Origin of the sequence: Methylobacterium sp. UNCCL125, from assembly GCF_900116795.1 — a bacterium.
GTDB lineage: Bacteria > Pseudomonadota > Alphaproteobacteria > Rhizobiales > Beijerinckiaceae > Methylobacterium > Methylobacterium fujisawaense.
In genome coordinates, this window is the sequence record NZ_FPBW01000006.1 from 210,277 (window position 1) to 223,190 (window position 12,914).

General features: G+C 71.5%; 11 protein-coding genes. 9 read left to right on the plus strand and 2 right to left on the minus strand.

From position 1 onward, the window contains the following. Positions 1-183 precede the first annotated feature (183 nt). From BM396_RS07830 to BM396_RS07850, 5 genes are all read left to right on the plus strand, one after another. On the plus strand, positions 184-3,420 hold the full coding sequence (locus BM396_RS07830) for a helicase-related protein (protein ID WP_043385168.1): 3,237 nt from the start codon (positions 184-186) through the stop codon (positions 3,418-3,420). A gap of 12 nt (positions 3,421-3,432) precedes the next feature. Then, positions 3,433-3,726 (plus strand): RNA-binding S4 domain-containing protein, encoded by a 294-nt coding sequence (locus BM396_RS07835; protein ID WP_043385109.1) that lies wholly within the window; start codon positions 3,433-3,435, stop codon positions 3,724-3,726. A 219-nt stretch (positions 3,727-3,945) separates the two neighbouring features. Further along, complete coding sequence (gene fdxA, locus BM396_RS07840) at positions 3,946-4,284, plus strand: ferredoxin FdxA (protein WP_043354612.1); 339 nt, start codon at positions 3,946-3,948, stop codon at positions 4,282-4,284. A gap of 506 nt (positions 4,285-4,790) precedes the next feature. Next, complete coding sequence (locus BM396_RS07845) at positions 4,791-5,396, plus strand: CarD family transcriptional regulator (RefSeq protein ID WP_043354614.1); 606 nt, start codon at positions 4,791-4,793, stop codon at positions 5,394-5,396. A gap of 319 nt (positions 5,397-5,715) precedes the next feature. Further along, entirely contained in the window at positions 5,716-6,591 is an 876-nt protein-coding gene (locus BM396_RS07850) for an RNA polymerase factor sigma-32 (RefSeq protein WP_012320644.1), read from the plus strand. Between the two features lie 206 nt (positions 6,592-6,797). Here the strand turns inward: BM396_RS07850 and BM396_RS07855 are convergent, their stop codons facing one another. Beyond that, on the minus strand, positions 6,798-8,030 hold the full coding sequence (locus tag BM396_RS07855) for an MFS transporter (RefSeq protein ID WP_043354617.1): 1,233 nt from the start codon (positions 8,028-8,030) through the stop codon (positions 6,798-6,800). Positions 8,031-8,436: 406 nt separating this feature from the next. Continuing rightward, positions 8,437-8,937, minus strand: a complete 501-nt coding sequence (gene secB / locus BM396_RS07865) for a protein-export chaperone SecB (RefSeq protein ID WP_012320646.1) — start codon at positions 8,935-8,937, stop codon at positions 8,437-8,439. 349 nt (positions 8,938-9,286) lie between these two features. Here secB and BM396_RS07870 point away from each other — a divergent pair, with 349 nt between their 5' ends. From BM396_RS07870 to mutM, 4 genes are all read left to right on the plus strand, one after another. Next, a complete protein-coding gene (locus BM396_RS07870; protein ID WP_043354619.1) occupies positions 9,287-10,000 on the plus strand; it encodes a Tim44/TimA family putative adaptor protein in 714 nt (237 codons plus the stop codon). Positions 10,001-10,032: 32 nt separating this feature from the next. After that, positions 10,033-11,229: a murein transglycosylase A gene (locus BM396_RS07875; protein WP_170867472.1), complete on the plus strand. Its 1,197-nt coding sequence runs from the start codon at positions 10,033-10,035 to the stop codon at positions 11,227-11,229. Next, a complete protein-coding gene (locus tag BM396_RS07880; RefSeq protein ID WP_043354621.1) occupies positions 11,226-11,861 on the plus strand; it encodes a Smr/MutS family protein in 636 nt (211 codons plus the stop codon). The genes BM396_RS07875 and BM396_RS07880 overlap by 4 nt, the downstream gene beginning before the upstream one ends. Positions 11,862-12,013: 152 nt before the next feature. Further along, on the plus strand, positions 12,014-12,904 hold the full coding sequence (mutM, locus tag BM396_RS07885; RefSeq protein ID WP_043354623.1) for a bifunctional DNA-formamidopyrimidine glycosylase/DNA-(apurinic or apyrimidinic site) lyase: 891 nt from the start codon (positions 12,014-12,016) through the stop codon (positions 12,902-12,904). Positions 12,905-12,914: the final 10 nt, after the last annotated feature.

The window sequence follows — 12,914 nt, forward strand, 5'->3', positions numbered from 1 at the left end:
CGCCTCCCCGCCCGCGCCGCGACGGCGCCGCGACGGCCTTCCCGTTCGAAGGAACCGCCGACCATCGACGCGCTGCTCCGCCCCTCGCCCAGCCGCTCGCTGTCCCGCGATGCCCGCGCCCGCGGCGTCACCGCGGTCCTCGGGCCGACCAACACCGGCAAGACGCATCTCGCCATCGAGCGGATGCTCGCGCACCCGACCGGGATGATCGGGTTGCCCCTGCGGCTTCTCGCCCGGGAGGTCTACCTGCGCGTCGTCGCCAAGGTCGGCCCCGAGAAGGTCGCGCTGGTCACCGGCGAGGAGAAGATCAAGCCGGACCGGCCGCGCTACTGGATCTGCACCATCGAGGCGATGCCCCGCGACCTCGACGTGGCCTTCGTGGCCATCGACGAGATCCAGCTCGCCGCCGACATGGACCGCGGCCACGTCTTCACCGACCGCCTGCTCTACGTCCGCGGCCGGGAGGAAACCCTCCTGATCGGCTCCTCGACCATGCTGCCTTTGGTTCAGGACCTGATCCCCAACGTCCACACCACGACCCGGCCGCGGCTCTCGCAACTGACCTTCGCGGGGGAGAAGCGGCTGTCGCGCCTGCCCCGGCGCACCGCGATCGTCGCGTTCTCGGCCGAGGAGGTCTACGCCATTGCCGAGCTGATCCGGCGTCAGCGCGGGGGCGCCGCAGTGGTGCTCGGCGCGCTCTCCCCCCGGACCCGCAACGCCCAGGTCGAGATGTACCAGGCGGGCGACGTGGACTACCTCGTCGCAACCGATGCCGTCGGGATGGGCCTCAACCTCGACGTCGACCACGTCGCCTTCGCGGCGAACTGGAAGTACGACGGCACCCGCTTCCGCAAGCTCACCCCCGCCGAGATGGGCCAGATCGCCGGCCGCGCCGGGCGCCACCTCGCCGACGGCACCTTCGGCTCCACCGGGCGCTGCCCGACCTTCGAGGCCGAGCTGGTGGAGCGGCTCGAGAGCCACGACTTCGATCCCCTCCGCATCCTGCAATGGCGCAATCCGGACCTGCGCTTCAGCAGCCTGGAGGGCTTGCAGGCGAGCCTCGACGAGCACCCGCGCGAATCGGGGCTGACCCGCGCCCCCATGGGCGAGGATCAGCAGGCCCTCGAGATCCTCATGAAGGAGGACGACATCCGCGACATGGCGCGCAGCGCCGCCACGGTGAGGCGGCTCTGGGACGTCTGCGGCGTGCCGGACTACCGCAAGGTCCACCCGCAGGTGCACGCCGATCTGGTGGCCCAGCTCTACCGATTCCTCATGAAGGGGATGGCCGGCCGCATCCCCGACACGTGGTTCGCCGAGCAGGTGGCCATGATCGATCGGACCGACGGCGACATCGACACGCTGTCCCGTCGGATCGCCCAGGGACGCACCTGGACCTTCGTCGCCAACAGACCCGACTGGCTGCGCGACCCGGAACATTGGCAGGGCGAGACACGTCGGGTAGAGGACAGACTGTCCGACGCCCTGCACGAACGCCTCGCGAGCCGCTTCGTCGACCGGCGCACCAGCGTCCTGATGCGGCGCCTGAGAGAGAACACGATGCTCGAAGCCCAGATCACCGCCGACGGTGACGTCACCGTCGAGGGTCAGCATGTCGGCCACCTTCACGGATTCCTGTTCGTTCCCGATGCCAGCGCCGAGGGGCACGAGGCCAAGACCCTGAGGAGCGCCGCCGAGAAGGCGCTCGCGGGCGAGATCGAGGCGCGGGCCGAACGATTCGCCGCGACCGCCGATTCGACCCTCGTGCTCTCGCATGACGGCACGATCCGGTGGACCGGCGCGCCGGTGGCCAAGCTCACCCCCGGCGAGAAGCTGTTCGCCCCGCAGATCCGTCTGCTGGCGGACGACAGCCTGACCGGCGCGCACCGCGAGAAGGTGGAGGCCCGCCTGGATGCGTGGCTGAAAGCCTACATCGTGCGCCTGCTCGGCCCTCTGATGGAGATCGAGACCGCGGCGGACCTTACGGGTCTCGCCAAGGGCATCGGCTACCAGGTCGTCGAGGCGCTGGGCGTGCTGGAACGCTCGAAGGTGGCGCACGAGATGCGCAGCCTCGATCAGGACGGCCGCGGGGCGCTGCGCCGCCACGGCGTCCGCTTCGGCGCCTACCACATCTTCCTGCCGGCCCTGCTCAAGCCGGCGCCGCGGACGCTCGCGGCGCAGCTCTGGGCCCTGCGCAACGGCGGCCTCGACCAGCGCGGCCTCGACGAGATCGCGCATCTGGCCGGCTCCGGCCGCACCTCGATCAAGGTGGACCGCGAGATCGCCAAGGGGCTGTACCGCGCCGCCGGCTTCCGGGTCAGCGGCGAGCGCGCGGTGCGCGTCGACATCCTGGAGCGGCTCGCCGACCTGATCCGCCCGGCCATCGCCTATCGCCCCGGCACCACCCCGGGCGCCCCACCGGACGGAACGGCCGACGGCGACGGCTTCGTGGCCACCGTCGGCATGACCTCCCTGGTCGGCTGCTCGGGCGAGGATTTCGCCTCGATCCTGAAGTCCCTGGGCTACAACGTGGAGACGCGTCCGGGCCCCGCCATCACGGTGCCGCTCGTCCCCGCCGCGGCCACGGCGCCGGCCGCACAGGCCGCCCCGGCCGAGGCGTCTTCCGACGAGGCCATTGCCGCGCAGGCGGATGCCGCGGAGCCGGCCGGCGACGAGGCCCCGGCCGCGGAGGACGGCGAGACCGCCGCGGAACACGCCTCCCCGGGGGATGAGGTCCCGGCCGTCGAGGCCGAGGCGTCCCCGACCGAGGATCAGGCGCCGGACCTCGCAGCCGATGCGACCGCCGGAGAGCAGGCCGAGGAGCCCGCGGGCGATGCGCCGCACGCGGAGGCGACCGGCGCCGGATCGGAGCAACCGGACCAGGCTCCCCAGGAGGCTGCGCCGGCCGCCGAGCCGGTCTCCGCCACCGAGCAGGCCGCGCCCGGCTCGGCCGAGGCGGAGCCCGATGCGGCCGATGCGGCCGAAGGCAAGGCCGCGGAGGGCGAACCCGCCGCGGAGGTTCCGCAGATCGACGTCTGGCGCCTGCAGCGGCATCAGCGCCCGGCGCACCAGCGTCCGCAGAATCGCCCCCGCGGCGCGGGACGCGGCCGGGATGCGGGCCAACCGGGCCAGAACCCGGGCCAGGGACGCGCGGATGGCGGCCGGCTGGAGCAGCGTCGCGCCGAGGGTGGCGAGGGCGGCCCGCGGCCCGGACGGGATCGCGGTCCACGCCGCGACCGGTTCGAGGGCGGTCGGCCGGAACGCCGCGACGATCAGCGCAATGCGGAGCAGCGCCATGCCGGCCCGCGGCCTGACCAGCGGCCGCCCCGGCGCGAGCGGGCGCCCGACCCGGATTCGCCCTTCGCCAAGCTCGCCGCGCTGAAAGCGCAGCTTGAGGCCGGCGACGGCGGGAAGCGCTGACCTTCACCGCGGATGCGGGAGGACCGGCAGCGCCTCGACAAATGGCTGTGGTTCGCGCGCTTCGCGCGGACCCGGTCCCTGGCAGCGCGGCTGGCCTCCGACGGGTTCGTCCGGGTGAACGGCAGCCGGGCCGAGAACCCGGCGCGGGCGATCGGCATCGGTGACGTGGTGACGGTGGCCGCGCCGCACGCGACCCTGGCTGTAAGGGTCCTCGGCCTCGGCGTACGGCGCGGCCCCGCCCCGGAAGCGCGGCTGCTGTACGACGATCTGTCCGGCGGCGGGCCGCCGGTCGAGACGCACGAGTGATGAGGCTGTGCCACAGCCCCCGCGCGAGCGGACCGTCGCGGACCGCATGCGGCGCACACGCGCTTGTCAGCCCGGGAGGCAGGGTCTAGAGCCGTTGGCCTCCGAAGCCCGGCTCCGCGCCGGGCCTCACCGGCGTTCCCCTCGCAGCGCCCACTGGCGCGCGCAGGCCGTCCCCAGGCTCTGCCCGGGCCAAGTCGAGTTTTAGGACGAAGACATCCGATGACCTACGTCGTCACCGACAATTGCATCAAGTGCAAATACACGGACTGCGTCGAGGTCTGTCCGGTGGATTGTTTCTATGAAGGCGAGAACATGCTCGTCATTCATCCGGATGAGTGCATCGATTGCGGCGTGTGCGAGCCGGAATGCCCGGCCGAAGCGATCAAGCCCGACACGGAGTCGAATCTGGACACGTGGCTGAAGCTGAACGCCGACTACGCCAAAACCTGGCCGAACATCACGCAGAAGAAGGAAGCTCCGGCCGACGCCAAGGAGTGGGACGGAAAGGCCGGAAAGCTGGAGGCGCATTTCTCGCCGAATCCTGGATCTGGCGACTGAGCTTGGGACGAATTCACAGGATCTGACGCGCATGCGCCCGCGGCTTTCCAGTGGGCGGGAAGTTTTTTCAGCCCCGCCGCTTCGCTGAAGGCCCCCTCGGGGCTGCGTCATACGAAGCCCAGATACGCGGCCAGGTCATTCCTGTCCCATGGCACCAGTGTAAAACTCTTTGACGCCGCGCTTGGTCCGCGCGTGCGTCTTCAGGGATGCTTTGATCTGCGCGCCGGATTGTGGTAGACAATCCGCCTGCCGTCGCTTGCGCCTGACGTGCTCCCTCCGGCTGAAACGCCTTCGATTTTCGGTTGTTAGGAGTAGTACGCGATCGGCCGCCGAAGGAGACTTCGGCGGACGCGCCAGGTGTTTGCACGGCCGCGCCGGGGAATGACCGGGATCGTCGCGCTGGGCGTGGGGGTTTCGGGAGCGGCGAGGCAGACCGGGTGTCCCGCCCGGAAGAACACGGTTTCGCGCGGCGCCGAACGCTGCGCGCCAGTGGAGGCCCTTCTCGCATGACCACAGCCAAGAAGACGACGACCACAGGCCGGCAGGGCTTCAAGACCGGCGAGGCTGTCGTGTATCCGGCCCACGGCGTCGGTCGCATCACCGCGATCGAGGAGCAGGAAATCGCGGGCTACAAGCTTGAGCTGTTCGTGGTCTCGTTCGAGAAGGACAAGATGGTCCTGCGCGTCCCCACAGCGAAGGCCAACAGCGTCGGCATGCGCAAGCTCGCCGAGCCGGAACTGGTGAAGAAGGCTCTCGACCTTTTGACCGGCCGTGCCCGGATCAAGCGCACCATGTGGTCGCGCCGCGCGCAGGAATACGAGGCCAAGATCAACTCGGGTGATCTGCTCTCCGTCACCGAGGTCGTGCGCGACCTGTTCCGCTCCGAGGCCCAGCCCGAGCAATCCTATTCCGAGCGCCAATTGTACGAGGCGGCTCTGGACCGGATCGTGCGCGAGATTTCTTCGGTCAACCGCATCACCGAGACCGAGGCGCTGAAGCTGATCGAGCAGAGCCTCGCCAAGTCGCCCCGCCGGGCGAAGAACGAGGCCGAGCCCGAAGCCGAGGCCGAGGGGGACAGCGAGGGCGACGACCTTCAGGAGGAAGCCGCCTGAGGCGCGCATCGCATCGCGACAACGACATTCAACCCGGCCCTGGTGGCCGGGTTTTTTCTTGCGTCCGCGCAGCCGGCTCCCCCCAACGGCCCTGACCGTTCGCGAAGGCCTGGGCTGGACGGCGCGGGGCGGGATCCCATGTCTTCCAGACGGAACACGAATTCGTGGCCGCTGCGTTGTCGCATTGTGGGGCATCGGGACGGAACTTTCCCGTTTTGCCTTCCGTTGTCGGTTGCCTGGCGTCACCCCCCGGTGGCGCCTGCGCGTCGGGCCCTTGGGTCCGACGCCGCAACAGCACTCGGCAACAAGAGGCAGGCGGATGGCTGAGATCGCGGGAATTCGACGGCAGTTCATACGGACTGCCATGGAGGCGCCCTTCCTGGCCCGGGAAGAAGAGCGGGGCCTCGCCGTCCGATGGAAGGACGAGCGCGACGAGCGGGCCCTCCACCGTCTGATCTCGGCCCATATGCGCCTCGTCATCGCCCTGGCGGGGCGTTTTCGTCACTACGGCCTGCCCATGGCCGACCTCGTCCAGGAAGGGCATGTCGGCCTGATGGAGGCCGCGGCCCGGTTCGAGCCGGAGCGGGACGTCCGCTTCTCCACCTATGCGACGTGGTGGATCCGCGCCTCGATCCAGGATTACATCCTGCGCAACTGGTCGATCGTACGCGGCGGGACCTCCTCGGCGCAGAAGGCGCTGTTCTTCAATCTGCGCCGGCTGCGCGCCCGGTTGATGCAATCCACCGAGGAACATGTCGGCGACGAGATCCATCGCCGCATCGCCAGCGCGATCGGGGTATCCCGTGACGACGTCGCCCTGATGGATGCACGCCTGTCCGGCCCCGACATGTCGCTCAACGCCCCCGTGGGCGAGGACAGCGACGCGTCCTCGGAGCGGATGGATTTCCTGGTCGACGGGGCCGACCTGCCGGACGAGACCGTGAGCGCCACGGTCGACGGCGAGCGCCGCCTCAGCTGGCTACAGCAGGCTCTGACCGTCCTGTCCGAGCGTGAGCTGCGCATCCTGCGCGAGCGCCGCCTCGCCGAGGATCAGGCGACCCTCGAAGCCCTCGGCCAGCGGCTCGGCATCTCCAAGGAGCGGGTCCGCCAGATCGAGAACCGGGCCCTGGAAAAGCTGCGCCGTGCGCTCGCCGACCGCTTTCCCGCCGCCACGGGCAGCCCGCATATCGGCTGAGCGGCACGCAGCGTCATCATCACGAAGCCCGGCCCGGCGGCCGGGCTTTCGTGTTTCAGAAGGGTCGCCCATGCGACGGGCCGCCGTTGTCGGGCCGGCTGCGCGACATCTCCGGCGCAGCGGGTGTGCCTGCGGATATACCTGCCTGCGCGTGCGATGACGGGGGCCGGTGCCGTGGTCGCGAGCGGGATACCGCCGCGCGCCCGTTACGCCTCCTGAACGACGGGGCTGCGCCGCTCCCGCCGGCGCCGGCGGCGGCCGGCCTCAGGGGTGGCGTCGAGCCAGATCACGAGCGCCAGGGCGACGAGCGCCGGCACGCCGAGGGCCAGGAAGGCACCGGTCCAGCCGAACAGCCCGTATGACAGGCCGCCGTACCAACTCGAGAGCGCGCCGCCCACGCCCTGCACCGCGTTGACGCTGCCGAGCGCCGTCTGGGTCCGGCCCGATCCCCAGGTCAGGTCCGCCACCACCACGGGCACCGCCACCCCGACGATGCCGGAGGCCACGCCGTCCAGCACCTCGGCGGCGATCAGCCACACCGGATCGTCGATCAATCCGGACATGAGCGCGCGCACCGGCAGCACGGCGAAGGCCACCATCAGCAATTGACGGCGTCCGCGCCTGTCGGCCAGCGAACCGGCAAACAGAGCCACGGGCACCATGACGAGTTGCGCCACCATGACGTAGCGCGCCGTCCACGTCGTGGCGTCGGCCGCGGTCGCCACGAGCTTCTGCCCGAGCAGCGAGAGCATGCCGCCGTTCCCCAGGTTGAACAGGGTCAGCGCCACGGTCAGCACCAGCAGACGGCGGTTGCCGAGAACCTGACGCAGGCCGCTGCGCTCGGGTTCGTCCGCGTCGTCCTCCTTCCAACCGACGGCGCGGCGCCGGTTCCAGGCGCCGGCGGGCGTCGTCAGCGTGGCGCCGATCGCCGCCACAGCCATGCCGCCGAGGACCCAGAAGGCGATCGCAGGCCCGAAATAGCCGGTGCCGAGGCTGATGCCCCCCGCCGCGACCAGGATGCCGATGTGGTTGAAGGCCTGGTTGCGGCCCTGCTGGGCGGGGAAGCGGTCCTTCCCGACGATGCCCAGGGTCAGCGACGCGACCGCCGGCAACAGCAGGGTGCCGCCGGCCGCGGCGAGCAGCTGCGCGCACAGGACCGCCGGAAAGCTGCGCGCCGGGAGGAGCAGCAGCGTGCCCGCCAGGATCGCCCCGCAGGCCAGGGCGATCAGCAGGCGTGGCCGGGGAAACCGATCCACCAGGGCACCGAACGGGCCGCTCAAGAACAGCGTGCCGAACCCCACCAGCGTGACGACGAAGCCGACCCGGGCGGGACTCCACGAGGCGGATTCCGCCAGCCAGGTTCCCAGAAAGGGGCCGAGGCCGCCCTGGATGTCCCCGATGAACAGGTTGATCAAGGCGAGGTTTGTGGTGGGGGCCATGCGATCCTGGAGCCGTTTCGGGCCCCGGACGTGAACGGGGACCCCGGAACGGTCAAGCCCGGAACGCAGCCTCCGTCGCGGAGCAGGGCGGCGACACCCTCATGCGGGGCGACGTGCGGCGTCTTCGGCGAGAGAGCGGGCGAAACCCTGCACGGTCCGCGGCGCGGCCGCCCTGACCGGGACCGGGGCCCTCGTCGGCGGCGGCGATGGGCAGGCTCGCGGTGGCAGCCCTAGCGCCCAGCACGGCACCCGAAGGCGCCGGGAAGGTCGGCGGCCGGTTCGGGCTGCCAGACCTGCCGGGCAGCTTCGTCGCACTGAGCGCCGCGCTCCTGAGCGGACGCCCTATGCGCGCGGGCGGCGGCCTCTCGGGGTCCCGGCGGCCGCCGCGCGGCCGCCGGTCGTCACCTCAGGAGGCGAGCGGGCCCTGGGCGCCCTGCTGCTCCATCACCTTCTGCCGGTAAAGGCCGACGAAATCGATCGGGTCGATGTACAGGGGCGGGAAGCCGCCGTTGCGCACCGCCTCGGCCACGATCTGGCGGGCGAAGGGGAAGAGCAGGCGCGGGCACTCGATCATCACCGCCGGATGGATCTGGTCGGCCGGGATGTTGAGCAGCCGGAACACGCCGGCATAGGTCACCTCGAAGGCGAACAGCACTTCGTTCTGGATCTTGGCGTCGCCCTCGAGCTTCAGCTCGACCTCGAAATCGGTCTCGGAGAGCTGCTGCGCGTTGACGTTCACCTGGATGTTGATCTGCGGCCCCTGGCCCTCCTTGGGCTGAAGGGAGCGCGGGGCGTTCGGATTCTCGAAGGAGAGATCCTTCGTGTACTGCGCCAGGGCATTGATGGTCGGCACATCGCCCTGCGGCATGCCGCCGCCGTTGCCGTTCGCTGCCGGGGAATCGGCCATGCGGATCATCCTTCTCGATCGACCGGCGAGGCCGGCGCGGGTTGTTGTCGCGGCGGGAGCCGCTGGATCACGCCGCGGAACTACCCAAACGGCAGGGCCGCTAACACGCGCGCCGGGCCTGGACAAGCGAAGTGACAGGCGAGGTGACGGGGCGCTGGCGCCGGCGGCACCGGCAACCCATATCGCGATTGCGTGCGGGACCAGTTGACCCCGACGATACAACCGGCTCGCTCCCGGCGCGTTGGTCGGATATGAGTCGGCCATACCTATGCGCGCTTAGCCGGCGCCGCACCGGGCATGACCTGAGCAAGGGGCACAGGGTCTCGCCGCGGCCACCATCGGATCGGTGATGCAGGACAGTTTCGACGTAACGACGATCATCTTCCTGGCGCTGGCCGTCTTCGTGATTTGGCGTCTGCGCTCCGTGCTCGGTCAGAAGACAGGCGCCGAACGCTCGCCGTTCAAGCCGGTCGACCGCAGCCGCACCGAACCGCAGGCGCGTTCCGACGGCGACAACGTCGTCCGGCTGCCGGGTGCCGACCGGGTGCAGGCCGCGCCGCCGACCGCCGCCGCGCCGCGGGACTGGCGGGGGATCGCCGAGCCGGGATCCGAGGTCGCCCGCGGCCTCGAGGCCTGCGTCCAGGCGGAGCCCGGGTTCGACCCGCGCGCCTTCGTCGAGGGCGCGAAATCCGCCTACGAAGCCATCATGATCGCCTTCGCCAAGGGCGATCGGAAGACCCTGCGCGGCCTGCTGTCCAAGGAGGTCGGCGAGGCCTTCGAACGCGCGATCGCCGAGCGGGAGCGCAACCGGCAGACCCTGGAGACCACCTTCGTCTCCATCGACAAGGCCGAGATCGTGGCCGTCGAGGTGCGCAACCGGGTGGCTCACGTCACCGTGCGTTTCCTGTCGAACCTCATCACCGCCACCCGCAACGCGGACGGCAAGGTGGTGGACGGCAGTGCCGAGACGGTGGTCGAGGTTCCGGATGTCTGGACCTTCTCCCGCACCCTCGGCTCGCGGGACCCGAACTGGCAGCTCGTGGCCACCGAGGCCGGCGCCTGAGCCCGTGACAGGCGTGCCGTGACGATCTTGCCGTGCCGATTCACCATGCCCGGTCCGGAGCAGTCCCGGCCGCCCTCCTCGCGTTCCTGCTGAGTCCATCCGTGTCCGCCGCGCCAACGGCGGTCGGCGGTGCGGTCCTGCGCCCCGTCGCCCCGGCGGACCTGCCGGGCTTTCCCGGTGCGCAGGCGGAAGCGGCGCTCGACGCCTTCCGGCGGGTCTGCGCGGCACCGGCGCCTGCCCAGCCCCAGCCGGACGGCGTCGCGGGCGATCCGGCCGCCCTCGCCGAGGCCTGCACGGCCGCGGCCGGCCCCGTGCCGGACGCCGCCGCGTTCTTCCGCGAGCGGTTCGACGCCTTCCGCATCGATCGGCCCGGCGCGGAACGGCCCGGCTTCCTGACCGGCTATTTCGAGCCGGAGCTCACGGGCTCCCTCGCGCCCGGGCCGGATTTTCCGACGCCGGTGCTCGCCCGTCCCGACGACCTGATCTCCCTTGCCCCCGGCGAAACCCGTCCGGGGCTCGATCCGACCCTGCGCGCCGCGCGGGCCACCGCGGACGGATTTGCCCCCTATCCCGACCGCGCCGCCATCGACGACGGAGCCCTCGGGGCGCATGCGAAGCCGATCCTGTGGCTGCGCGACGCGGTCGATCTGCTGGTCCTGCAGGTCCAGGGCTCCGGGCGCGTCCGGCTACCGGACGGTCGCGCGGTGCGGGTGCTGTACGACGGCCGCAACGGGCGCCCCTATACGGCGGTGGCCAAGCTGATCGTCCAGGAGGGGCATCTGCCGCTCGAGGGCCTGACGCTTGCCCGCTGGACCGGCTGGCTGCGCGCGCATCCCGAGATCGCCAAGCGCCTGATCCGCACCAACGCCTCCTACATCTTCTTCCGCCTCGCCCCGGTCGCGGATCCGGCCCTCGGGCCGCCCGGCGCCGCGAACGCGCCGCTCAGCCCGGGCCGCAGCCTGGCGGTCGATTCGACCCTCTGGCGGTACGGCCTGCCGTTCTGGCTCGCAGGGCCGCTGCCCGGCGCGGCGCAGGACGGAGCCCCGGACGCGCCCGGGCGCCTCGTCATCGCCGCCGATACCGGATCGGCGATCGTCGGCCCTGCCCGCGGCGACCTCTTCGTCGGCACCGGTCCTGCGGCCGGCGTGGTCGCCGGAAACCTCCGCGACGCCATCGGATTCGTGGTCCTGCTGCCGCGCCGCGCCGCTGCGCCCGGAGCCGCGCCGTGAGGCCCCCGCGCCGCGGGCGCCGCCTGACCGCGGGCGAGGCCCGCCTCTGGGACGCGATCGCCAAGCTGGTGACGCCGTTGCCGGGCCGCGCGTCCCCGACCCCCGAGCTTCCCCGACCGCCGGCGCCCCCGACCGCCGCCATGCCGCCCCTGTCGGCCCCGATCCTGAAGCCCAGTGCGCCGCCAACCGCCAAGAGGCCGCGGGCGAAGCATCCGCCGAAACCGGCACCGGAGCCGCCGCGTCCGGCAACCGCCGCGCCGTATCAGCCGCCGCCGCAGCGCCACAGCCCGAGCACCAGCCTGGAGCGGACCGCCAAGGTCGGCCTGCGCCGCGGACGACTGGCGATCGAGGCGCGGATCGACCTGCACGGGATGGTGCAGACGGAGGCCCATGCCGCGCTGACGGGCTTCCTGCTCCGGGCGCGGGCCGCCGGGCATTCCTACGTGCTGGTCGTCACCGGCAAGGGCGGACCGGATTACGCGGAGGCCTTCGCCGAGCGCGGGGTGCTCCGCCGCAGCGTGCCGCACTGGCTGCGGGGGCCGGAACTGCGCGGCATCGTCCTCGGCTTCGAGGAGGCCGCCCGCCACCATGGCGGCGGCGGCGCGCTCTACGTCCGTCTGCGGCGCCGATAGGGGTCCGGAACCCGGCGCGCAGCGGCCTGTTCACCGGTGTCCGCAGCCTGCGCGGCAAACCGCGCCGGAGCCGCGCGGTTGCGGCCCGGACCGATCCCGCCGATATCCGGAGCCGGCGCATGAGGCGCCACGCACGCAAAGTCGCGAGAGAGATGCCGGAGCTTCCCGAAGTCGAGACGGTGCGGCGGGGCCTGGCGCCCGCCCTGGTCGGAGCCCGCTTCAGCCGTGTCACCCTGCGCCGGGCCAACCTGCGCTTCCCCTTCCCGGATCGCTTCGCCGCCCGGCTGGAAGGGCGGACCGTGACGGACCTCGCGCGCCGGGCGAAATACCTCACCGCCGCGCTCGACTCGGGCGAGACCCTGGTCATGCATCTCGGCATGAGTGGGCGGTTCGACGTGGCCCTGCCGGACGGCAGCAACCTGTCGCCGGGGGATTTCTACCTCGAAGGGGCCCAGGGCACGCCCAAGCACGACCATGTGGTCATGGCGATGAGCACCGGCGCCACGGTGACCTACAACGACGCCCGCCGCTTCGGCTTCATGGATCTAGTCCCGAGCGCGGATCTCGCCGGCTGCCGCCACTTCGCCAGGATGGGCATCGAGCCCCTCGACGGACTGACGGGGGCGGTGATCGCGCAGCTCTTCCGCCACAAGATCGCGCCGCTGAAGGCCGCCCTGCTCGACCAGCGCCTGATCGCAGGCCTCGGCAACATCTACGTGTGCGAGGCGCTGCACCGGGCGCGCCTGCACCCCGAGGCCCCGGCCGGGAGCCTCGTCCGGCCCGACGGGCGCCCGACGCCCAAGGCCAACGCCCTCGCCAAGGCGATCGTGAAGGTCCTGCAGGAGGCCGTGGAGGCCGGCGGCTCGACCCTGCGCGACTACGCCCACACGGATGGCAGCGCGGGGGCGTTCCAGCACGCCTTCCGGGTTTACGACCGAGTCGGATTGTCCTGCAGCCGGCCGGGATGCGGCGGTTCCATCACCCGCATCGTCCAGGCGAACCGCTCGACTTTCTTCTGCGCGACCTGCCAGCCCCCGGACTGACCGCAACGAA

Excerpts from the sequence above, each read along its gene's own strand:
- BM396_RS07835 (WP_043385109.1), top strand. The coding sequence starts at position 3,433 with ATGCGGGAGGACCGGCAGCGCCTCGACAAATGGCTGTGGTTCGCGCGC.
- BM396_RS07850 (WP_012320644.1), top strand. The coding sequence starts at position 5,716 with ATGGCTGAGATCGCGGGAATTCGACGGCAGTTCATACGGACTGCCATG.
- BM396_RS07830 (WP_043385168.1), top strand. The coding sequence starts at position 184 with ATGCTCGCGCACCCGACCGGGATGATCGGGTTGCCCCTGCGGCTTCTC.
- mutM (WP_043354623.1), top strand. The coding sequence starts at position 12,014 with ATGCCGGAGCTTCCCGAAGTCGAGACGGTGCGGCGGGGCCTGGCGCCC.
- fdxA (WP_043354612.1), top strand. The coding sequence starts at position 3,946 with ATGACCTACGTCGTCACCGACAATTGCATCAAGTGCAAATACACGGAC.
- BM396_RS07870 (WP_043354619.1), top strand. The coding sequence starts at position 9,287 with ATGCAGGACAGTTTCGACGTAACGACGATCATCTTCCTGGCGCTGGCC.
- secB (WP_012320646.1), bottom strand. The coding sequence starts at position 8,937 with ATGGCCGATTCCCCGGCAGCGAACGGCAACGGCGGCGGCATGCCGCAG.
- BM396_RS07845 (WP_043354614.1), top strand. The coding sequence starts at position 4,791 with ATGACCACAGCCAAGAAGACGACGACCACAGGCCGGCAGGGCTTCAAG.
- BM396_RS07855 (WP_043354617.1), bottom strand. The coding sequence starts at position 8,030 with ATGGCCCCCACCACAAACCTCGCCTTGATCAACCTGTTCATCGGGGAC.